This is a genomic window from Acinetobacter sp. NIPH 817, assembly GCF_000368405.1.
GTDB lineage: Bacteria > Pseudomonadota > Gammaproteobacteria > Pseudomonadales > Moraxellaceae > Acinetobacter.
In genome coordinates this window covers 2547206-2567919 of sequence record NZ_KB849420.1, presented here as the reverse complement: position 1 = coordinate 2567919, position 20714 = coordinate 2547206, and the positions used below count along the sequence as shown (strand labels likewise).

Genomic DNA, 20714 nt, shown 5'->3' with positions numbered 1-20714 from the left:
GGTTACCATGGATAAATTGCTTAAAATCATGCAAGAGTTACGAGAAAAATGTCCGTGGGATCAAGAACAAACCCCAATGTCACTGACTAAATATGCGATTGAAGAAGCATATGAAGTTGAGGCTGCTGTCCGTCAGGGTAATATCGATGAAATCAGAAATGAGCTAGGCGATTTGTTATTACAAGTCGTGTTTCAATCACAAATGTTTAGTGAGCAAGGCGCTTTTAATTTTCAAGATGTTGTTGAGGCAATAAGTGAAAAGTTAATTCGCCGCCATCCACATGTTTTTCAGGCAGATCAATTTAATAACTTAACGCCAGAGCAAGTAAGTGAGCTTTGGAAACAAATTAAACGGCAAGAAAAACAAGGCAAGCCGCAATCAAGATTAGATGAAATAAAGCATGGATCAGCCCTATTGCAGGCACAAGAAATTCAAGAAAATGTCGCAAAAGTTGGGTTTGACTTTGAAACCGTAGAAGATGCTTATGGAAAACTAGAAGAAGAGTTAGATGAGTTTAAGCAAGCACTAAAAAATCAAAATATTGATGAAATTCAAGATGAATTTGGAGATTGCCTGTTTTCATTAGTCAATGTAGGACGTAAACTTGCGATTTCAAGTGAAACATCACTTTTATCAACAATACATAAATTTAGAAGCCGTTTTGCTTTTATTGAAGATCAAGCGAAAAAACAGCAAAGAACATTAGAAGACATGACCTTGTCTGAAATGGATGAATTGTGGAATCAGGCAAAGCGGCAGTTAAAGTTAGGGGAAAAAACACATGCAGCTCAGCATGAATCTTTGGAAGAGTAAGTATTATATTTTTATTGTTTTATTTTGGAGCCTGATTTCATCAACACTGATTCAGGCCCAATCTTTCGATCAAAATTTTAAGGAGTGGAAAGCTAAACAGCAGATGTATGATCAGAAGTTAAGCACGCAACATTCCTCTCACTCTAATGCCCCAAAAAGTTCAACAATGACTGATTCTTCAGGGCAAGTTCACTTGAATCAAGCCAATATTGATGAGCTTCAAAAGCTAAAAGGGATTGGTGAGAAAAAGGCTCAAGCGATTGTAGAATACCGTCAAAAGAATGGTGGCTTTAAAAATATTGATGAATTTAAAAGCGTAAAGGGCATCGGTCCAGCCATTTTTGAAAAGAATAAAGCGCGTTTGACTTTATAAATCATCTGTTTGTCAATTGTCATTTCATGCGCAAACTACAGAGAATCAAATTGCCCTTTGTGTGCGTTAGAGCTATGATTAGCGACAACTTGTTATTTACGTCCTGACGTAGGAGACAGCGTCTTTTGCAAACCTTGCGAGCGTCAAAATGTGGTTTGTCCACAGCCCAACTTCCTTCTTCGATTTTAGATGTGATCGATAGCCTGACTAAAGCTGGCTATGAAGCTTATATTGTTGGGGGTGGTGTCCGTGATTTAATGCTAGGGTTTAATCCTAAAGATTTCGATGCAGTGACCAATGCGACACCTTCTCAAATTAAAGAAGTTTTTGGCAGACGTTGCCGAATCATTGGTCGTCGATTTGAATTAGCACATGTCTATTCAGGGCGTGAGCTTATTGAAGTTGCTACATTCCGTGCCCCTCCTAAAAAAGCAGTTACTAGTGCCTCAGGCATGATTTTACGTGACAATAATTGGGGTACTATCGAACAAGACTTTGCTCGACGTGATTTTTCAATCAATACGCTATATTACCAACCGCGTAAGAGTATTGTGCTCGATTTCTGCAAAGCAATTGACGATGTAAAAAATAAAACTCTACGTTTATTGGGCGATCCGGCACAGCGCTTCGAAGAAGACCCAGTGCGTATGCTGCGAACTCTACGTTTTGCAGCTAAGTTAAATTTCAAAATTGATTCAAATATTCTCGATATCTTTGATGCTGAAATGACGCAATTACTGCGTGATGTCTCTCCGCATCGTTTATACGATGAATCTCAGAAGCTATTCACAATGGGACATTTGGCACGTGTTTTGCCAATGTTGATTGAGTTTGGTGTCTGGAAGCAACTCTTTGCAGATATTCAGCCTAACCTCACTCCATTTATTTTAAGAGCAGCAAAGAATACAGATCAACGTATTCAGGTTGGGAAAACAATTAACCCAGCATTTTTCTATGCAGTGTTATTGTGGCAACCATTTTTAGAGCGTTGTGAGTTTTATTTATCTAAAGGTATTGTGCCGGCTGAAGCCCGTGCGCAGGCTGGTTTAGATGTCTTAAAACGTCAAGCAACACGCACAGTTATTCCTCGCTTTGCAGAAACTTTTATTCGTGAAGTTTGGGAAATGCAGACCCGTTTGCTTAATCCAAAACCACAGCAAATAGAAGCATTGGCTGGACATGCTCGTTTCCGTGCAGGTTTTGACTTCTTATTACTTCGTGAAAAGTCAGGTGATGACACAACACAAGGAATGGGAAGCTGGTGGGAAGCCTACCAAGAAATGTCAAATGACGAAAAAGAAGCGGCGATTAGTCAATATAATCGTCAGAAAGCTAGAAACCGTCGTAAAGCTGCTGCTGAACCTATTGAAAATAATAAAGTTGATACGGAAATTGAACCTTTGGTTGATATTCCGGAACCACGTACTCGCCGTGGGAAAAAAGAACGTACTAGACAAGATCAGGCAGTTGGCCGATTTGTTGAAAAAGCGACTACTTCTGAAGCAGGCGTGATAGGCGATCATCCAATTTTAAAACGTAAGCGGGTACAACGTGATTTAAGCCAAGTCGTCTTTGGGCCAACGCAATGACAATAACCACTTATATTGGTTTAGGAAGTAATTTAGGCGATTCACGTCAAATTTTATCTGAAGCCATTGCTAAGCTTAAGACGTTAGGAATGGTTAAAGTTTCTAGACTTTATCAAAGTCCACCTATGGGGCCTCAAGATCAGCCAAATTATTTAAATGCAGTTGCAAAATTAAATACCGATCTTGCACCTTTAGATTTGTTGGATCATTTACAACGGTTTGAGCAAGAAGCTGGTCGTGTACGACTTCGTCGTTGGGGTGAGCGAACTTTAGATCTGGATTTGCTTATTTATGGCAATGAAAAAATTCACAATGAGCGCTTAACTGTGCCGCACATAGGCATTCTACAACGAGATTTCGTTGTGATTCCTTTATTAGATTTAGATGCTGATTTACAGATTAATGATCAGCCACTTAAAAATTTAGAACTGATACAGCAGCCAACGCTGACTGTACTTGCGGATGAGTCTTGGGCTTAAGCTCTCGATTCATTATGTTCTGCAAACTCCTGTAGAGGATATCATCATGATTAGTCTGAGTGACTTAAGAAAATTTAAAGCCGAAGGACGTAAGTTCTCTTGTCTAACTTGTTACGATGCAAGCATGGCAAAAGCAATGGAACTTGCTGAAATTGATACAATCTTAATTGGTGATTCTCTTGGAATGGCAATTCAAGGGCGAGATTCAACTTTGCCAGTAACCGTTGAAGATATGGCTTATCATACGGCGGCGGTGCGTCGCGGTAATCAACATGCCTTGATTATGACAGACTTGCCATTTATGAGTTATGCAACCTTGAATGATGCTTTGCAAAATGCAAGAACAGTCATGCAAGCTGGCGCTCAAATGGTGAAAATTGAAGGTGGTGCATGGTTAAGTGAAATCGTGCAGGTTTTAACCCGTAATGGTGTACCTGTTTGTGTACATTTAGGTTTAACGCCTCAATCTGTACATGTATTCGGTGGCTATAAATTACAAGCTAGAACACGTGAAGCAGCAGATCAGCTTATTGCTGATTGTACAGCAGTGGTTGAGGCGGGCGCAGCGGTATTATTACTTGAATGTGTTCCTGCTCAGTTGGGTCAAGAAATTGCTGAATTATTTCCAAATACGCCTGTAATTGGTATTGGCGCAGGTAATGCAACTGATGGCCAAGTATTGGTTGTACAAGATATGTTGGGCCTAACTTTTGGTCGAGTTGCGCGTTTTGTGCGTAACTTTATGAAAGAGCAATCAGGTGAAACTGCTATTTTAGACGCTTTCAAAGCTTTTCATGCTGCTGTGCAGGATCAGTCATTCCCTGCCAAAGAACATACTTTTCACGTTGAGCTGTAATTCATGAAAACAGAAACAACCATACAAGGTCTTGCAGCTTCTTTAAATCCTGCTAGAGCTGCACGTAAAATTATTGGTTTTGTCCCAACAATGGGAAATCTACATGAAGGGCATCTCACACTTGTTCGTGAAGCGAAAAAGCTATGTGATGTTGTGGTTGTAAGCATCTTCGTAAATCCGACGCAATTTGGTCCAGGCGAAGATTTTGACAGCTATCCTCGTACTTTAGAGCAAGATAGTCGCCTACTTGCCGATGTTGGCTGTGACATTATTTTTGCGCCATCAGTTGAGCAAATGTACGGTACACAACCGCGTTTAACGAACATAAGTGTCAGCCAGATTACAGATGCTTTATGTGGTAGTTCACGTCCAGGACACTTTGATGGTGTAGCTTTGGTTGTAACTAAGCTCTTTAATATTGTGCAACCGAATTACGCTTTCTTTGGACAAAAAGATTACCAACAGTTAGCCGTTATTCGTCAGTTTGTACAAGATTTAAATATTCCTTTAGAAGTAATTGGCGTGCCAATTGTTCGTGCAGCAGATGGCTTGGCGCTTAGCTCAAGAAATGGTTATTTAAGTGCTGAGAACCGTCAGATTGCTCCGGTTATTTATCAAAGTTTGAAGCAGGCTGAGCAACAGTTACATCAAGGCAAAGATTTGCAACAAGTTGTAGAAGATATCAAAACTCAGTTGACAGATAATGGTTTTGTTGTTGATTATGTCGAAGCTCGTCAGACAAATCTGTTACCTGTTGCTCAATTTGATCGTGATATTGTGTTGTTTGTCGCGGCAAAACTAGGTGCAACCCGTTTGATTGACAATTTAGAAGTTGCCTTTACACCCCAATAAAAGAGATCAAAGGACAGCCATGCCATGAAGCGTATACTTATCGTGACAGGACAGTCTGGTTCAGGAAAATCTTCGGCCCTTCAAGTATTAGAAGATTTGGGCTATTACTGTATTGATAATTTGCCTTTGGCATTGCTGCCTGAAATTGTGGCAAAGCTAGATCATGAAAACAATCTAGAGCAATTAGCTTTAGGTGTGGATGTAAGAAGTACTCGGGCAGATATGCAAGAGTTCGATCATGTGTTTGAGCAATTACAAAGACATGGAACTGTTGATGTTATTTATCTGACGACACAAGATCAGGATCTGATTGCGCGTTTTAGTGCATCGCGTCGTCCACATCCATTAGCTAATCGTTTTAAAAGTCTGTTGCAATGTATTCATGAAGAAAAGCAGTTACTGCTTCCAATTCAGTTCCGCGCTACGGTTCATATTGATACAACGGATAAAAGCGTTCATGATTTAAAGCATATTTTACTGTCTAAATTGGGGCAGTCAGATAAGCTTATTGTCATATTGCAGTCATTTGGATATAAACATGGCATTCCTTTAGATGCCGATTATGTTTTTGATGTACGGCATTTACCAAATCCACATTGGGATTTAGAATTAAGACGTTTTTCTGGTTTGGATGAGCCAGTAAGACTATTTTTAGAAGCAAGTCCGCAAGCAAACGAAATGTTTGATGATATTCTTCACTTCTTAAAAAAATGGCTTCCCGCATTTGCTGAAGGACATCGTCACTATATGACGATTTCTATTGGTTGCACTGGGGGGCAACATCGTTCGGTTTATATCGTAGATAGACTAAAACAAGCACTTGAGGCAGAATGGTCTGTTCAGGTCTTACACAGAGAAATGAAGCACTGGTCATGATAGACACAACTGTTGATGTAATTAATAAACTCGGTTTACATGCTCGTGCATCAGGAAAACTGATCGAGGTCACTACAAAGTTTCGTTCGTCAATCCAGATTGGAAAAGGCGATCATTTGGTAGATGCAAAAAATATTATGTCTTTGCTGATGTTAGGTGCAGGTAAAGGAACCACTTTGCGATTGGTCATTGATGGTACCGACGAAGAGCAGGCATTAAATGAAGTACTGGCGTTATTCGCAGCAAAATTTTATGAGGCAGATTAATCGTGGCACGTGGTTCCCAACGTTATACTGAAGAAGATTTCGGTTCTTTAGAAGGACGTGCAAGTAAAACCGAACAGAAAAAAGCAGTGCAACGCATGGCTGCTTTAGGTGAGCAACTCGCACAACTTTCTATTAAACAAATTCAGAAACTTCCAGTTGATGAGCGTTTAATTGATGCTTTAATGGAAGTGCAGAACATTAGTTCTTTTGAAGCACGTCGTCGCCAATTTCAACGTATTGGTAAGTTATTGCGCAATGAAGATGAGACGATTATTTTGTCTTATTTAACTCCGCAGCAAGGCGCGAAAAGACAGGCTCAATTAATGCGTTGGGTTGACCGTATGATTGAGCAGGGTGATCCTGCAATTAATGAATTTAGTAAAATTTATAATGCATCGGAACGTCACACTTTGCGTCAGCATGTGTTGAGAATCAACCGTGATAAAACTCAACAGGCGAGTGAAGCAGATATTGAGGCATCAAAAGTTAAATTTGTTAACTATGTGCAGCAAATCGCATTATTGTCTGATCAAGGCTAAATACGCTTAAATAAAAAAGCGACGCTCGAGGCGTCGCTTTTTTATTTATATATTCTCAGCACGTTCTTTTGCCCATTCTCGCAAAATAAACTTCTGTAATTTGCCGGTCGATGTTTTTGGAATTTCTGTAATAACCACATCTTTAGGAACTTTAAAGCGTGCTAACTCTTTTTTGCAATGTTCAATAATTTCTTCAGGTGTTGCTGTAGTACCCATTTTTAATTCAATAAATGCGCAGGGTACTTCTTGCCAACGAGCATCGGGTTTGGCAACGACCGCAGCGGTTAAAATAGCTGGGTGTCTATACAACACATCTTCTACTTCTAGAGATGAGATATTTTCTCCGCCTGAAATAATAATGTCTTTCGAGCGATCAGTAATTTTTGCATAGCCATCTGGATGGCAAACGGCTAAGTCTCCGGTGTGGAACCATCCGCCAGCAAAAGCTTCTTGGGTTGCTTTCGGGTTCTTTAAATAGCCTTTCATGACAATATTGCCACGAAACATAATTTCTCCCATAGTTTGTCCATCATTCGGGACAGGCTGCATTGTTTCGGGGTCTAACACACGCATACTGTCTTGTAATGGATAGGGTACACCTTGACGGGAGTGAAGCTGAGCTTGTTCAGCAATTGAAAGTTCATTCCATCCAGATTGTGAAGCACATAAGGCAGAAGGACCATATGTTTCTGTTAAGCCATAAACATGGTTGACGTTAATTCCCATGTTTCGCATACCTTCAATAATAGCAACTGGAGGAGCTGCACCAGCAACCATAACTTCAACATGATGATCAAAGTTGGTTTGTTTTTCTTTAGGTAAGTTAATAATCATTGAAAGAACAATCGGTGCACCACAGAAATAATCAACTTTATGTTCTGCAATGAGTTGCATGATTAATTCTGGGTCGACTTTGCGCAAACAAATATTCGTTCCACCACTGGCTGCGATACTCCATGCAAAACACCAGCCATTACAATGGAAAAGTGGTAATGTCCATAAATACACAGCACGAGGTTTCATGCCACAGGCTAAGATATTGCTTGCAGCATTGAGATAAGCCCCACGATGATGATAGACCACACCTTTAGGATTACCTGTAGTTCCAGATGTGTAATTTAAGCTAATCGCATCCCACTCATCTTCTGGTAAATGCCATACAAAGTTAATATCGCCTTGGGCTATCCATTCTTCATATTCAAAAGAACCGATAAACTGATTTTCACCTTCATATTCATCATCAGCTACATCAATCACAATAATGTGTTGGTTAGGAATAAGAGAGAGTGCTTCTCTTGCCAAGTTAACAAATTCAGGGTCAACCAAAAGCACTTTGCTTTCAGCATGTTCAAGCATGAAAGCTATTGTTTTTGCATCTAAGCGTGTATTGAGTGTATTGAGTACGGCACCAGCCATTGGAACTGCGAAGTGTGCTTCAACCATGGCTGGAATATTTGGTAATAAGACCGACACCGTATCATTTTTTTCAATGCCCAGCTGTTTGAGCTGAGAAGCAAACTGGCAACAACGTTGGTAAGTTTCTTTCCATGAAATTTGGCGCTTACCATGAATAATTGAAGCTTGATTCGGATAAATATAGGCTGCACGCTCTAAGTAGCGTAGAGGTGACAATGCAACAAAGTTTGCGGGTGTGCGTGGTAACTCATCATAAGCACTAACCATGGTAAACAACTCCGTGTTCTATTTTTAATTCATTCTTTGAAAATATGACTTAATACGCATCAAAGCATCTATGCTTTAGTCTTAAACAGAAATACCCTTCAGTCAGAAAATGAGCAAAAATGCTATTTTCTTCATCTTAAACCACTTGCGCTGAGTGTGTTTAAAAAATCTTCCCAATATATTTTTAAGTCATTTATTGCTGTTTACCTGATAAGCAAAATGTATTTATGATTTTGTGGGCTCAAAGGTTTTCACTTTGCTTGAACAAGTGTAAAATCTTTCAGGTTTTTTAATTTTGATTTACACCGTTTTTATATTTTGAGGTTCGCCTCGATCATAATCTCGCGGTGAAATGCTCCTTCGTATAGGGCATCACTCCTTAAGGATTTTTTTATGCCAATTATCACATTGCCAAATGGCGATCAAAAAAGTTTTGATCACGCTGTATCTGTTATGGAAGTTGCCCAAAGTATCGGGCCTGGTCTAGCAAAAAATACTGTTGCTGGCCGTGTAAATGATCGCTTAGTTGATGCATGTGACTTAATTACCGAAGATTCGACCTTACAAATTATCACTCCAAAAGATGAAGAAGGTCTTGAAATTATTCGCCATTCTTGTGCACACCTTGTAGGACATGCTGTTAAGCAGCTATTCCCTGAAGCCAAGATGGTGATTGGTCCAGTCATTGAAGAAGGTTTTTACTACGACATCTGGATGCCTCGTCCGTTTACATTAGACGATATGGCAGCGATCGAAGAGCGCATGAAAAAGCTCATCGACCAAGATTACGATGTCGTTAAAAAAATGACACCACGTGATGAAGTAATTGCTGAATTTACTGCACGTGGCGAAGAATACAAATTACGCTTGATTGCAGACATGCCTGAAGAAACACAAATGGGCTTGTACTACCATCAAGATTATTTGGATATGTGCCGTGGTCCACACGTACCAAACACCAAATTCTTAAAATCATTCAAGCTGACAAAAATCTCTGGCGCTTACTGGCGCGGTGATGCGAAGAATGAACAGCTTCAACGTATTTATGGTACTGCATGGGCTGATAAGAAACAGCTTGCTGCGTACATTAAGCGTATTGAAGAAGCTGAAAAGCGCGACCACCGTAAAATTGGTAAAGCCTTAGACTTGTTCCATATGCAAGAAGAAGCACCAGGTATGGTGTTCTGGCATCCAAACGGTTGGACGATTTATCAAGTTCTTGAACAATACATGCGTAAAGTTCAGCAAGACAATGGTTACCTCGAGATTAAAACTCCACAAATCGTAGACTTTACGCTTTGGGAAAAATCTGGTCATGCAGCGAACTACGCTGATAACATGTTTACGACTCATTCTGAAAGTCGTAATTATGCGGTTAAGCCAATGAACTGCCCATGTCACGTGCAAGTTTTCAACCAAGGTTTGAAGTCTTACCGTGATTTACCAATTCGTTTAGCCGAGTTCGGTTCTTGCCATCGTAACGAACCATCTGGTTCTTTACACGGTATTATGCGTGTACGCGGTTTTACACAAGATGATGCTCATATCTTCTGTACTAAAGAACAAATCGGTCAAGAAGTTGCAGACTTTATTAAACTCACTTTAGATGTTTATAAAGATTTTGGCTTTGAAGAAGTGCAAATGAAACTGTCTACACGTCCAGAAAAACGTGTGGGTGATGACGCGCTTTGGGATATGGCTGAGAAATCTTTGGCAGATGCTTTAGATGCAGCGGGTCTTGAGTGGGAATTACAGCCAGGTGAAGGTGCGTTCTACGGTCCGAAAATTGAATTCTCATTGAAAGACTGTCTCGGACGTGTATGGCAATGTGGTACTATTCAATGTGACTTCAACTTACCAGAGCGTTTAGATGCGTCTTACGTAACTGAAGACAATGATCGTGATCAGCCTGTTATGTTGCATCGTGCAATTCTTGGCAGTTTTGAACGTTTTATTGGTATACTAATTGAACACTACGCTGGTTTCATGCCACCTTGGTTGTCGCCGTTACAAGCATGTGTTATGAATATTACTGACTCTCAAGCTGAGGCTTGTGAGAAAGTCGTAGCAAAACTCAAAGAAAATGGTCTTCGTGCTATTTCTGACTTGAGAAACGAAAAAATCGGATTTAAGATTCGTGAGCGTACTTTAGAGCGTATTCCTTACCTGTTAGTTCTTGGTGATCGAGAAGTTGAAGAAGGTACAGTGAATGTACGTACGCGCTCAGGAAAAAATTTAGGTACTATGTCAGTAGATGCATTCATTGACTTAGTGAAGTCTGCCGTCGCCGAACGCGGCCGGTATATTGTGGAGTAAGAAAGATTAAACAGCCTGACCGTAACCAACAACAAGGTGCAAAAAGCAACCGTCCAGCAATTAATGATGAGATCCGTGCAAAAGAAGTACGCCTCGTCGGTGCTGAAGGTGAGCAAAAAGGAATTGTTTCATTAAGTGAAGCACTGCGTGCTGCTGAAGAGGTTGAACTTGATCTTGTTGAGATCGTTGCAAACGCCGAGCCGCCTGTTTGTAAAATTATGGATTACAACAAGCACTTGTTTGACCTTAAGCAGAAGCAAAAAGATGCGAAGAAAAAACAGCATCAAGTGCAAGTGAAGGAAATCAAACTGCGCCCTGCAACTGATGTTGGTGATTATCAAGTTAAGCTTCGTGCTATTTTGAAATTCCTTGAAGAAGGAAACAAAGTGAAGATCACTTTACGTTTCCGTGGTCGTGAAATGGCTCATCAACAACTTGGCTTAGCTCAATTGCAAAAAATTGAAGCAGACGTGGCTGAGTATGGGGTTGTGGAACAAGCACCAAAAATGGAAGGCCGTCAAATGGGTATGTTACTTGGACCGAAAAAGAAAAAGTAATACTCAAAAAAAAGCACTGCAAAAGCAGTGCTTTTTTTTATTCTAATATTAATAAAAAATATCACTTAACTTTTCTTTGTTCAGTTTTATTTAAGACAATTGCTATATTTTTTTAAGAAATTCAATTCACGAATTTTATGTGTTTTTTAGTGTTGGAAATCTCATCGCTCCTCTTAAAACATGATATAACGCAAGACGCAGTCATGATAACGATGAATAGGAAAATAGAATGATTGATCTATATTATTGGGGCACTCCCAATGGACATAAAATCACAATTGCCTTAGAAGAAATGGGACTGGATTACACCCTTTATCCAATTAATATTTTAGAAAATGATCAATTTCAACCAGATTTCCTGAGAATTTCTCCAAATAATAAAATTCCTGCGATTGTTGATCAAAATGGACCTCGTGGTGAGCCGATATCAATATTTGAATCGGGTGCTATCTTGCAATATCTAGGTCGAAAAACTGGATTATTTTATCCAGATGATGAACAAGAGCGAGTTGAGGTTGAGCAGTGGCTCATGTGGCAAATGGGCGGGTTAGGACCTATGCTTGGGCAAAATCATCATTTTAATCGTTTTGCCCCAGAAAAAATCCCCTATGCCATAGACCGCTATGTAAGTGAAACTAAACGTTTATATGGTGTACTTAATAAACAATTAATTGGTCAGAAGTTTGTTGCTGGTGAGTACTCGATTGCTGACATGGCAATTTTACCTTGGATATTGCGTTATGAATGGCAAGGTATTCACCTTGAAGATTACCCATATGTACAAGAATATATTGTCCGCTTAACAGCACGCCCAGCAGTTCAGAAAGCATTATCGATTAAAGTAGCTTAATTTCTTGCCTAGATTTAATAAATGCTTAAAGCAAAAAGTCATTTGGTGTAATTGATTATGCTGAGTTACTTTTTGCTTTTTATCAGTGCTTTTGGCGCTGCCACATTATTACCTTTACAGTCTGAAGCGGTATTGGTCACCTTATTATTAAAGGGACAATATTCAGCTTTGCTTTTAATCAGTACTGCTACTTTGGGTAATGTCTTAGGTTCTTGTGTCAATTGGTGGTTAGGTCTAAAGATAGAGCAATTTAAACATCGAAAGTGGTTTCCAGTTTCTGAAAAGCGTTTAGAACAAGCCCAACGCTTTTATCATAAGTATGGTTTTTACTCCTTACTTTTGAGTTGGGCACCTATCATTGGCGATCCAATTACTTTGGTTGCTGGACTCTTCAAAGAAAATTTTTGGCGTTTCCTTGGTATTGTTATTATCGCCAAAGCAGGACGCTATTTGTTTATTTACTGGGTGGTGATGGGTTTTATTTAAAATAAAAAAGCATCCGAAGATGCTTTGATTTATAGCTATTTAAATTAATCTTCTGAGCTTCTGGTGATATCAACTTTAAATAGATCGTTCGTTTTGATCCAACAGAAAGTCACAACAACCAGCGTCATGCAGCCTCCAAAAATTGTAGCGGTAATCGTGCCTAAATATTTAGCCGCTAAACCTGATTCAAAGGCTCCCAATTCATTACTTGAAGATACAAACATACCGTTTACGGCAGCAACGCGGCCTCGCATATTTTCTGGTGGGAAAATTTGCAAAATGGTTTGTCTTACAACAACAGAGATACTGTCACATGCGCCTGTCATAGCAAGAGCAAAAAGAGATAACCACATATTTTTTGAGAAGGCGAATAGAATAGTAAATATTCCGAAACCTGCTACAGCAAGTAACATGTTACGCCATGCGTGCTGAGTTGGCGGAAAGCGAGTCAAAGCAATCATCGTGATAAGTGCGCCAATAGATGGAGCTGCTCGTAAATATCCAAGCCCTTCAGGACCGACTTTTAATATATCTTCTGCGAAAATTGGTAATAACGCGATAACGCCACCAAATAAAACAGAAGCTAAATCAAGAGAAATCGCCCAAAGAACAATTTTGGTTTTCCAGATAAAACGGAAACCTTCTCCTAAGCTTTCTAGAATATTGTCCGTTTCAATTTTAGGGAAATTACGTTTATGCAATAAGTTAATTAAAATAAAGCAAATGCCAAGTAAAACAGCAACGCTAAATAGGCTGGTTTCTCTACCTAAATAAGCAAGCATGAAACCACCCAGCATTGGTCCAATAATTACACCACTTTGCCAACCAATGGTTGTCCATGTCGCACCATTTGCATAAAGTTCGCGTGGAATTAAAAATGGTTTTAAAGATGTTGCAGAAGGATTGTAGAAACCGCGGATTGTTCCTAAACCGAAAATAACAGCATAAATGCCCCAAGAAAGGAAGCTAACACTGATATGCTCTAAACCATGTAAGTGGAAAAGTAACCATAAAACCAAGGGAAGGGGAACCGCAAAAAATAAACAGATTTTCATAATAATCTGTTTATTAAACCTATCTGCAAAATAGCCTCCCCAAAGAGAAAGGGCAATAAAAGGAATGGCTTCTGCAAGTCCGATTAAACCTAAAGTCAGTGGGTCTTTAGTGATTTGATATAATGAATAGGCAACAATAATTTCTTGAATCAAAATTGCGAGCGTTAAGCAAAACTGATTGATCGTAACGATAGAGAAGTCTCGATACCGTAATGCAGCGAAAGCATCATTTTGTATATTCATATTCTTTTGAATTTAGGAGATTGCACTTATTATAGGCGATGATTTTATGGATTTTCTCGTAATTTGATAATTGATTATAGAAAATATCGTTTATATAAAATAGACAATTTACTATCAAAAAATGAGCATTTTACTTTTGTTTTAAGTTGGGATGCTTTAGAATATCGGCTCCCTTACCTGCAGGTCGTTTTTGCAATGGTGCGAACGTTCCGAACAGGTGTTCAAAAGAGGTTGTTATGCCTAAGATGAAAACTCGCCGCGGTGCTGCTAAACGCTTCAAGGCGACTGCACACGGTTTCAAGCGCAAACAAGCATTTAAGCGCCACATTTTGACCAAAAAATCTGCTAAACGTATCCGTCAATTACGCGGCTGTGTAATGGTTCATGTTTCTGACGTGAACTCAGTTCGTCGTATGTGCCCATACATCTAAGGAGATTATAAATGGCTCGTGTAAAACGTGGTGTAGTGGCTCATCGTCGTCACAAAAAAATTCTTGCTCGCGCTAAAGGTTACTATGGTGCTCGTTCACGCGTTTACCGCGTAGCGTTCCAAGCGGTAATCAAAGCTGGTCAATACGCTTATCGTGACCGCCGTCAAAAGAAACGTCAATTCCGTGCTCTATGGATTGCGCGTATCAATGCTGGTGCTCGTCAAAACGGTTTGTCTTACAGCCGTATGATCGATGGCTTGAAAAAAGCTCAAGTGATCATCGACCGTCGCGTATTAGCTGACATCGCTATGCATGATGCAGTAGCATTTGCTGCTTTAGCTGAAAAAGCTAAAGGCGCATTAGCTGCATAAGCTTAGAGATTCAAAAAAAGACCGCTTTTTAGCGGTCTTTTTTATTTTTAGTGGTTCTATTTAAAAAAAGAGAAAATAATCAGAGATAAATGATGAAAGATGAAAAATTTCTAAATGACTTAATTCAAAAAGTACAGCAAGGCCACCAATTTAAGTACTTATATTTCTGGGGGCATACTCCCAAACAAGCTGATCTTGTTGATAAAAGCTGTTTTAGCCAGTGGTTTCCTGCGCAATTTAAAGTGGAAGGTGATGAATACTTTACTGCTGAGCACTATATGATGGCGCAAAAAGCAAAATTATTTAATGATGAAGAAAATTTTGCACGGATCTTGCAGGTTAAACATCCGAATGAGGCGAAACAGCTTGGTCGTAAAGTGCGTAATTATGATGAACAGATATGGCAAGAAAATCGGTTTGGCATTGTCGTACAGGCGAACTTTGCTAAATTCTCTCAGCATCATAAATTGAAAGAATTCTTATTAGCCACAAAAGATCGTATTTTAGTTGAAGCATCTCCAGTCGATAAAATTTGGGGAGTTGGTATGGCACAAGACCATCCACATATTCAAAATCCATCTCAATGGCAAGGCTTAAATTTGTTAGGTTTTACTTTAATGCATGTTCGAGGGCGGCTTTTAGCTGAATAAGTTTATATGAAACAAATGGGTGCTTCACTTTAAAAGTAGTGATATGAGGGGAACGAATTGCAATCACTAAGTGAAACAGAAATTCGTATAGCTAATTTTATGGATGCATTATCTATTGCAGAAGTGCATGTGCAGTGTTGGAAAGAAACCTATACAGGTATGCTTAAGCAGGAAATATTGGATGAGCTTAACGTACTAGATAAAGAACAGTTATGGAAAGAAATCACCAAAAGTCCTGATCATAAGTTATTTATCTATTCTGAAAATGGAATAGTGAAAGCCTTTCTCGATGGTTATTTAAATCCAGAAGTTCTATCAATGCGCTTTAAATCAAGGTTATGCTTTTATTTGTTTAGAAGTCTTTAACAAAAAACCGAGTCGCTTCTTCTATGAAAAAATGGGAGCCAGAATAATTGGCGAAACCGAACTACCTGAGTTCGGCTTCGAAATAACAGAATTACTTTATCAATGGGAACTGTAATTTTGATTAAAGCCCAAAATAATAAGCCAGAGCACAAATAATAATCGTTAGAATAATCAGCTTAATAACGCCTGAACCAGTACCTTTATGGTGATGAGATTTCAAATGTTGTGGATTTTCATTTGATTGCTCGAACGGAGAGGCTTTAACTACAGGTACAATCTGAGCTGTTTGGTAGTGATTTGCAGCCTTAACAATAAGTTTGGCAAATAAATCATCAGTTTTTTGCGTAAAATTTCTTAAATTGATGAGTTGTTCTTGGTCTAGCTCTTCTCCTAATGGATCATTTGCAAGGCGTTTCTTTTGTTCTAAATAATTAGCCAATGCTTGAGTGCGAGATAAAAGCTGATGAGCATAATCTGCAGGATAATTCTCTGGAATTAAAGCAAGTCTTGGTTCTTGGCTCGTAATGTTTGTACCATCAAAATGAGCTTTTTGAAATTCTGGCTCTTCAAACCCTGCTGCATATTTACTACGAAATAATTCACTCTCCATAAAGTCAGCTATTTCTTGCCATGGCGGATTTTTTAAATCAGCTTCAATTTTTTTTGATAATTTTTCATTGAGTTCAAAACGCCAGAAAGTTTCTAGACGAAGCTCACAGGTTTGTGAAGCAGGCGCTTCAAACTCATTATCATTGTTATACCATTCAGCAAGTTCATGGCCAAAAATCCATGCAAATTTCTTATCATTTTGATGGCTAACGATAAAATGAGTATAAGGCAGAAGCTCAACGTTGCTGTTTGGATTTTGCTCTTCATTTAGCAGGCTTGATAAATGTAAACTGAGCTGAGTGGTACCTTGTTTTTTTAGCGCTTCTAGCCAAACTTGAAAGTGTTGAGCGAGTAAATGCTGAGAGGCTAAGTCACGAAACTGAAAACTATGGTGGTCAAAAATATGATGTTGTCGCCATTGGGTAAAGCTTAAATTCTGACGGAGGTATTCATTACCATACGTCACAAGCGTAAGTTGTTGTTTCCAAATTTGATTGAGCGCCATAATAGTTGATCTCATTGACGATGCTATTATCTTATACGTTTTATCTTTTTGTTGCCTAATACATTTTTCATGATGGATAAACTTCATCAATCTGATGAAAAACTGTTAGAATGCAGTGTTTTATTATATTTTTTTAATTTGTTGCTTTGAGAGTTAATATGTCACTGGAAGCCCTGACCACAGAAGCGCTTGCTGCCATTGCAGCAGCTCAAGACCTTGTTGCACTTGATCAGGTGCGTGTGCAATTTACAGGGAAAAAAAGCCAGCTTGCAGAACAATCGAAAGCATTAGGGAAAATGGACCCTGAAGAACGCAAAGTACAAGGTGCTGCGATTCATGCTGTTCGAGAAACAATTAATACTGCTTTAACAGAACGTCAAGCGGCATTACAACAGGCAGCACTTGAGCAAAAACTAGCAAGTGAAACGATTGATATTACTTTGCCGGGCCGCGGTCAACGCGTCGGTACAGTTCACCCTGTTACTCAAGTACAAGAAAGAATTTGTCAGTTCTTCACTAAAGCTGGTTTTACAGTTGCGACTGGTCCAGAAGTTGAAGATGACTATCATAATTTTGAAGCATTAAATATTCCTGGTCACCATCCAGCGCGTGCTATGCACGATACTTTCTATTTTGATGCCACTCATTTACTGCGTACGCACACATCTGGTGTACAGATTCGTACAATGGAAACAAGTGAGCCACCAATTCGTATCGTATGTCCAGGCCGCGTTTATCGTTGTGACTCTGATCAGACGCATTCGCCAATGTTTCATCAGATCGAAGGCTTGTATGTTGCTGAGAACACCAGCTTTGCTGAATTAAAAGGTTTATTAATTAACCTGCTGAATGAATTTTTTGAAAAAGATTTAAAGGTACGTTTCCGTCCATCATATTTCCCGTTTACTGAACCAAGTGCAGAAGTAGATATTATGGATGAACGTGGCCGTTGGTTAGAGGTTTTAGGCTGTGGCATGGTACATCCAAATGTATTAAGTGCTGCGGGTATTGATCCTGATAAATACAAAGGCTTTGCTTTTGGTTTAGGGGTAGAGCGCTTTGCTATGTTGCGTTATGGCATTAATGACTTGCGTATGTTCTATCAAAATGATGTGCGTTTCTTACGCCAATTTGCCTAACAGTTTTTCAGGATTAAAAAAGGTTTATAAAGATGAAGATTAGCGAAAATTGGCTACGTACATGGGTTAATCCGGCAATTGATAGTGATACATTGTCTGATCAGTTGACGATGCTTGGTCTTGAAGTGGATGAATTGGCACCTGTTGCTAAACCATTTACTGGCGTTGTAATTGGTGAAGTGCTCACTGTTGAGCAGCATCCTGATGCAGACCGTCTACGTGTTACAACAGTGAATATTGGTTCAGGTGAGCCTTTACAAATTGTATGTGGTGCACCGAACGTTCGCGCTGGAATGAAAGCACCTGTGGCAACCATTGGTGCAGTTTTACCTGGTGATTTTAAAATCAAAAAAGGTAAACTTCGAGGAGTTGAGTCACAAGGCATGCTTTGTGGTGCTTCTGAGATTGATCTTGAAGATAAAATCGATGGTTTGCTCGAACTACCAGCTGATGCTCCAGTAGGAGTAAATATCCGCGAATACCTTAAACTTGACGATAATGTCATTGATATCAGCATTACTCCAAACCGTGGTGACTGTTTTAGTATTCGTGGTATTGCTCGTGAAATTGCAGTTATTAATAAGCTACAAATGAATGAGCCTGTAATTAACTCGGTTGATGCTACTATTGCTGATGAGAAAAAAGTAGTTATCAGTGCTGAGGGTGCTCCGCGTTATCTAGGGCGTGTAGTTAAAAACGTTAATGTAAAAGCTGCTACTCCTGAGTGGATGGAGCAGGCTTTATCACGTTCAGGAATCCGTACTCATAGTATTTTGGTTGATGTGACCAACTATGTCCTCATGGAATTGGGTCAACCAATGCACGCATTCGATTTGTCTAAAATCGAAGGGGCTGTACATGTTCGTCAAGCAACACAACAAGAAAAATTACAACTTCTGAATGATCAAGAAGTTGAGTTGCAAGAAGATATAATGGTGATTGCTGATGACCAAAAAGCTTTGGCAATTGCTGGAATTATGGGTGGTTTATCGTCAAGTGTAACTGATGATACGACTGATATTTTCCTAGAAAGTGCTTTCTTTGCACCACTTGCGATCGCTGGGCGTGCTCGTCGTTTTGGTTTACATACCGACTCTTCGCAGCGTTATGAACGCGGTGTAGATTTTGAATTACCTTTAATTGCGATGAATCGTGCTTCTCAGCTTATTCAAGAGTTAGCAGGCGGCGAGTTTGGTCCAATTACTGTAGCTGAAAAAACTGATCTACTGCCTAAGCGTGAAGCAATTGAATTGAAACAAGCTCAGGTAGATCAATTATTGGGATATCAAGTTGCGGGTGAGTTCATTGCAGATGCTTTAACTCGACTAGGCTGTAAGGTAACAGTTAAGGCTGAAAGTGAATGGAGTGTAGTACCACCATCACATCGCTATGACATGGCTATTTATCAAGACTTAATTGAAGAAGTAGCGCGTATTGATGGCTATGACAATATCCAAATTAGCTTACCAAGCATGGATGTTAAATTTGCTAAATATCAAGATCGTTTTGAACTCGCTGAGCTGCGTCAAACGATCGTGACTTTAGGTTATCAAGAAGCAATTAGCTTTAGCTTTGCTGATGCAAAACTTGAAAAGCAATTAAACCCACAAGTAAATCCATTAATGCTAGCAAATCCAATTTCAAGTGATTTGGCTGCGATGCGTAGTACTTTACTTTCAAGTTTAATTCCTTGCGTACAATATAATCTTAACCGTCAGCAAAGCCGTGTTCGTTTCTTTGAATTAGGGCTACGTTTTGATTATCAAAATGCTAAAAGTATTGAAGATCTAAAACAGATTCCAACTTTAGCTTTGGTTGCAGTAGGTTCACAGCAACCTGAATCTTGGCATGTTAAGCCTCAACCAATGGATTTCTTCGACTTCAAAGGAGAGATTGAAGAGATTCTAGCTGCTGGTCGTGTCAAAGTTGAATATGTGCATTCAGAGCGTGCATGGTTGCATCCAGGACAGTCTGCTGAAATTTTAGTTGATGGACAATCAATTGGTTACTTAGGCCGTCTGCATCCATCTTTAGAAAATGAGCTAGATTTGAGCACAACTTGGGTTGCTGAACTCGATCAAACAGCAGTTTTGCAATCTTATGTATCTAATTTTACAGAATTATCACGTTTTCCTTCGATCAGACGTGATATTGCGCTTTTAATCTCTGATAATATAAATGTTAGAGATATTCAGCAGTTAATCGAAAAAACTGGTGGAGAGCTTTTAGACTCTACATGGTTATTCGATGTGTATACGGGGCAGGGTGTCGAAGAAGGTAAACGCTCATTAGCGTTTGCGTTATTATGGCAACATCCTTCACGTACGCTTGAAGATGCTGAAATTAAATCTGGTATGGACAATATAATCCAAGTGTTAGAAAACACTTATCAAGCGACATTGAGGGCCTCATGACAGCATTAACTAAAGCAGACATGGCTGATCATTTAAGTGAGTTAACCAGCTTAAATCGCCGTGAAGCAAAACAAATGGTCGAGTTGTTCTTCGACGAAATTAGCCAAGCACTTATTGCAGGGGAGCAGGTTAAGCTTTCTGGTTTTGGTAATTTTGAGTTAAGAGATAAACGCGAACGTCCAGGACGTAATCCTAAAACAGGTGAAGAAATTCCAATTTCTGCACGTAGGGTAGTGACTTTTAGAGCAGGTCAAAAGTTTAGACAACGCGTTGGAAATGAGCAGATCGATTGATCTGCTTTTTTTTACTTATATTTAGATGGCTTTAATTAATTAAAATGTTATATCAATTTATCTAGATAGTTTAAGCGAAATGATTTTTGGAATATAAAATTT

General features: G+C 39.3%; 22 protein-coding genes and 1 pseudogene. 20 read left to right on the top strand and 3 right to left on the bottom strand.

Translation table 11 applies throughout. The features are described from left to right. Window positions 1-7: 7 nt before the first annotated feature. The 9 genes from mazG (at window position 8) to yjgA (ending at window position 6644) form a co-directional block, all read left to right on the top strand. Entirely contained in the window at window positions 8-814 is an 807-nt protein-coding gene (gene mazG, locus F968_RS15705; protein WP_004794566.1) for a nucleoside triphosphate pyrophosphohydrolase, read from the top strand. Then, complete coding sequence (locus F968_RS15700; protein WP_004794563.1) at window positions 783-1187, top strand: ComEA family DNA-binding protein; 405 nt, start codon at window positions 783-785, stop codon at window positions 1185-1187. Before mazG ends, F968_RS15700 begins: the two co-directional genes overlap by 32 nt. A gap of 125 nt (window positions 1188-1312) precedes the next feature. Next, entirely contained in the window at window positions 1313-2776 is a 1464-nt protein-coding gene (gene pcnB, locus F968_RS15695; protein WP_004794561.1) for a polynucleotide adenylyltransferase PcnB, read from the top strand. Further along, window positions 2773-3255, top strand: a complete 483-nt coding sequence (gene folK / locus F968_RS15690) for a 2-amino-4-hydroxy-6-hydroxymethyldihydropteridine diphosphokinase (protein ID WP_004794560.1) — start codon at window positions 2773-2775, stop codon at window positions 3253-3255. Before pcnB ends, folK begins: the two co-directional genes overlap by 4 nt. Before the next feature lie 46 nt (window positions 3256-3301). Beyond that, window positions 3302-4111 carry a 3-methyl-2-oxobutanoate hydroxymethyltransferase gene (panB, locus tag F968_RS15685; protein ID WP_004794557.1) on the top strand — a complete coding sequence of 270 codons (810 nt, stop codon included), beginning with the start codon at window positions 3302-3304 and terminating at the stop codon, window positions 4109-4111. Between the two features lie 3 nt (window positions 4112-4114). After that, window positions 4115-4963, top strand: a complete 849-nt coding sequence (gene panC / locus F968_RS15680; protein ID WP_004794555.1) for a pantoate--beta-alanine ligase — start codon at window positions 4115-4117, stop codon at window positions 4961-4963. A 24-nt stretch (window positions 4964-4987) separates the two neighbouring features. Continuing rightward, window positions 4988-5839: an RNase adapter RapZ gene (gene rapZ, locus F968_RS15675; protein WP_004794551.1), complete on the top strand. Its 852-nt coding sequence runs from the start codon at window positions 4988-4990 to the stop codon at window positions 5837-5839. Continuing rightward, window positions 5836-6105 (top strand): HPr family phosphocarrier protein, encoded by a 270-nt coding sequence (locus F968_RS15670; RefSeq protein WP_013198928.1) that lies wholly within the window; start codon window positions 5836-5838, stop codon window positions 6103-6105. Before rapZ ends, F968_RS15670 begins: the two co-directional genes overlap by 4 nt. Window positions 6106-6107: 2 nt before the next feature. After that, window positions 6108-6644: a ribosome biogenesis factor YjgA gene (yjgA, locus tag F968_RS15665; RefSeq protein WP_004794549.1), complete on the top strand. Its 537-nt coding sequence runs from the start codon at window positions 6108-6110 to the stop codon at window positions 6642-6644. Window positions 6645-6689: 45 nt separating this feature from the next. Here the strand turns inward: yjgA and F968_RS15660 are convergent, their stop codons facing one another. Continuing rightward, a complete protein-coding gene (locus F968_RS15660) occupies window positions 6690-8327 on the bottom strand; it encodes an acyl-CoA synthetase (protein ID WP_004794548.1) in 1638 nt (545 codons plus the stop codon). A 393-nt stretch (window positions 8328-8720) separates the two neighbouring features. Here F968_RS15660 and thrS point away from each other — a divergent pair, with 393 nt between their 5' ends. The 4 genes from thrS to F968_RS15640 all read left to right on the top strand — a co-directional run bounded on the left by thrS (window position 8721) and on the right by F968_RS15640 (window position 12536). Then, complete coding sequence (thrS, locus tag F968_RS15655) at window positions 8721-10643, top strand: threonine--tRNA ligase (RefSeq protein ID WP_004794546.1); 1923 nt, start codon at window positions 8721-8723, stop codon at window positions 10641-10643. A gap of 5 nt (window positions 10644-10648) precedes the next feature. Continuing rightward, window positions 10649-11200, top strand: a complete 552-nt coding sequence (gene infC / locus F968_RS15650; protein ID WP_081399203.1) for a translation initiation factor IF-3 — start codon at window positions 10649-10651, stop codon at window positions 11198-11200. A gap of 229 nt (window positions 11201-11429) precedes the next feature. Beyond that, the gene (locus F968_RS15645; protein ID WP_004794542.1) at window positions 11430-12050 is read left to right on the top strand and encodes a glutathione S-transferase N-terminal domain-containing protein; all 621 of its coding nucleotides are present in this window, start codon (window positions 11430-11432) and stop codon (window positions 12048-12050) included. Between the two features lie 57 nt (window positions 12051-12107). Next, window positions 12108-12536: a YqaA family protein gene (locus F968_RS15640; RefSeq protein WP_004794540.1), complete on the top strand. Its 429-nt coding sequence runs from the start codon at window positions 12108-12110 to the stop codon at window positions 12534-12536. Between the two features lie 44 nt (window positions 12537-12580). Here F968_RS15640 and nreB read toward each other — a convergent pair whose 3' ends face one another. Continuing rightward, on the bottom strand, window positions 12581-13834 hold the full coding sequence (gene nreB / locus F968_RS15635) for a nickel resistance MFS transporter NreB (protein WP_004794538.1): 1254 nt from the start codon (window positions 13832-13834) through the stop codon (window positions 12581-12583). 236 nt (window positions 13835-14070) lie between these two features. Here nreB and rpmI point away from each other — a divergent pair, with 236 nt between their 5' ends. The 4 genes and pseudogenes from rpmI (at window position 14071) to F968_RS15615 (ending at window position 15767) form a co-directional block, all read left to right on the top strand. After that, window positions 14071-14265, top strand: coding sequence for a 50S ribosomal protein L35 (gene rpmI / locus F968_RS15630; protein WP_003655048.1), 195 nt, complete (start codon window positions 14071-14073; stop codon window positions 14263-14265). Between the two features lie 11 nt (window positions 14266-14276). Then, entirely contained in the window at window positions 14277-14636 is a 360-nt protein-coding gene (rplT, locus tag F968_RS15625) for a 50S ribosomal protein L20 (RefSeq protein WP_000124858.1), read from the top strand. 92 nt (window positions 14637-14728) lie between these two features. Next, window positions 14729-15286 (top strand): NADAR family protein, encoded by a 558-nt coding sequence (locus F968_RS15620; protein ID WP_004794534.1) that lies wholly within the window; start codon window positions 14729-14731, stop codon window positions 15284-15286. A gap of 57 nt (window positions 15287-15343) precedes the next feature. Then, window positions 15344-15767 (top strand): annotated as a pseudogene (locus F968_RS15615) (N-acetyltransferase). 6 nt (window positions 15768-15773) lie between these two features. Here the strand turns inward: F968_RS15615 and F968_RS15610 are convergent. Continuing rightward, window positions 15774-16766: a hypothetical protein gene (locus F968_RS15610; protein WP_004794531.1), complete on the bottom strand. Its 993-nt coding sequence runs from the start codon at window positions 16764-16766 to the stop codon at window positions 15774-15776. Between the two features lie 158 nt (window positions 16767-16924). On the opposite strand from F968_RS15610, the gene pheS reads away from it, so the two are divergent. From pheS to F968_RS15595, 3 genes are read left to right on the top strand one after another with little or no spacing between them, the layout of a single operon-like run. Then, the gene (gene pheS, locus F968_RS15605; protein ID WP_004794529.1) at window positions 16925-17905 is read left to right on the top strand and encodes a phenylalanine--tRNA ligase subunit alpha; all 981 of its coding nucleotides are present in this window, start codon (window positions 16925-16927) and stop codon (window positions 17903-17905) included. Window positions 17906-17937: 32 nt separating this feature from the next. Then, window positions 17938-20319, top strand: a complete 2382-nt coding sequence (gene pheT / locus F968_RS15600) for a phenylalanine--tRNA ligase subunit beta (RefSeq protein ID WP_004794527.1) — start codon at window positions 17938-17940, stop codon at window positions 20317-20319. Then, on the top strand, window positions 20316-20612 hold the full coding sequence (locus tag F968_RS15595; RefSeq protein WP_000126166.1) for an integration host factor subunit alpha: 297 nt from the start codon (window positions 20316-20318) through the stop codon (window positions 20610-20612). Before pheT ends, F968_RS15595 begins: the two co-directional genes overlap by 4 nt. Window positions 20613-20714 lie beyond the last annotated feature (102 nt).

What these genes read in the sequence shown, in the direction of transcription:
- mazG (WP_004794566.1), top strand. Translation starts at nt 8, where the DNA reads ATGGATAAATTGCTTAAAATCATGCAAGAGTTACGAGAAAAATGTCCG.
- F968_RS15700 (WP_004794563.1), top strand. Translation starts at nt 783, where the DNA reads ATGCAGCTCAGCATGAATCTTTGGAAGAGTAAGTATTATATTTTTATT.
- folK (WP_004794560.1), top strand. Translation starts at nt 2,773, where the DNA reads ATGACAATAACCACTTATATTGGTTTAGGAAGTAATTTAGGCGATTCA.
- panB (WP_004794557.1), top strand. Translation starts at nt 3,302, where the DNA reads ATGATTAGTCTGAGTGACTTAAGAAAATTTAAAGCCGAAGGACGTAAG.
- panC (WP_004794555.1), top strand. Translation starts at nt 4,115, where the DNA reads ATGAAAACAGAAACAACCATACAAGGTCTTGCAGCTTCTTTAAATCCT.
- rapZ (WP_004794551.1), top strand. Translation starts at nt 4,988, where the DNA reads ATGAAGCGTATACTTATCGTGACAGGACAGTCTGGTTCAGGAAAATCT.
- F968_RS15670 (WP_013198928.1), top strand. Translation starts at nt 5,836, where the DNA reads ATGATAGACACAACTGTTGATGTAATTAATAAACTCGGTTTACATGCT.
- F968_RS15660 (WP_004794548.1), bottom strand. Translation starts at nt 8,327, where the DNA reads ATGGTTAGTGCTTATGATGAGTTACCACGCACACCCGCAAACTTTGTT.
- thrS (WP_004794546.1), top strand. Translation starts at nt 8,721, where the DNA reads ATGCCAATTATCACATTGCCAAATGGCGATCAAAAAAGTTTTGATCAC.
- F968_RS15645 (WP_004794542.1), top strand. Translation starts at nt 11,430, where the DNA reads ATGATTGATCTATATTATTGGGGCACTCCCAATGGACATAAAATCACA.
- F968_RS15640 (WP_004794540.1), top strand. Translation starts at nt 12,108, where the DNA reads ATGCTGAGTTACTTTTTGCTTTTTATCAGTGCTTTTGGCGCTGCCACA.
- nreB (WP_004794538.1), bottom strand. Translation starts at nt 13,834, where the DNA reads ATGAATATACAAAATGATGCTTTCGCTGCATTACGGTATCGAGACTTC.
- rpmI (WP_003655048.1), top strand. Translation starts at nt 14,071, where the DNA reads ATGCCTAAGATGAAAACTCGCCGCGGTGCTGCTAAACGCTTCAAGGCG.
- rplT (WP_000124858.1), top strand. Translation starts at nt 14,277, where the DNA reads ATGGCTCGTGTAAAACGTGGTGTAGTGGCTCATCGTCGTCACAAAAAA.
- F968_RS15620 (WP_004794534.1), top strand. Translation starts at nt 14,729, where the DNA reads ATGAAAGATGAAAAATTTCTAAATGACTTAATTCAAAAAGTACAGCAA.
- F968_RS15610 (WP_004794531.1), bottom strand. Translation starts at nt 16,766, where the DNA reads ATGGCGCTCAATCAAATTTGGAAACAACAACTTACGCTTGTGACGTAT.
- pheS (WP_004794529.1), top strand. Translation starts at nt 16,925, where the DNA reads ATGTCACTGGAAGCCCTGACCACAGAAGCGCTTGCTGCCATTGCAGCA.
- pheT (WP_004794527.1), top strand. Translation starts at nt 17,938, where the DNA reads ATGAAGATTAGCGAAAATTGGCTACGTACATGGGTTAATCCGGCAATT.
- F968_RS15595 (WP_000126166.1), top strand. Translation starts at nt 20,316, where the DNA reads ATGACAGCATTAACTAAAGCAGACATGGCTGATCATTTAAGTGAGTTA.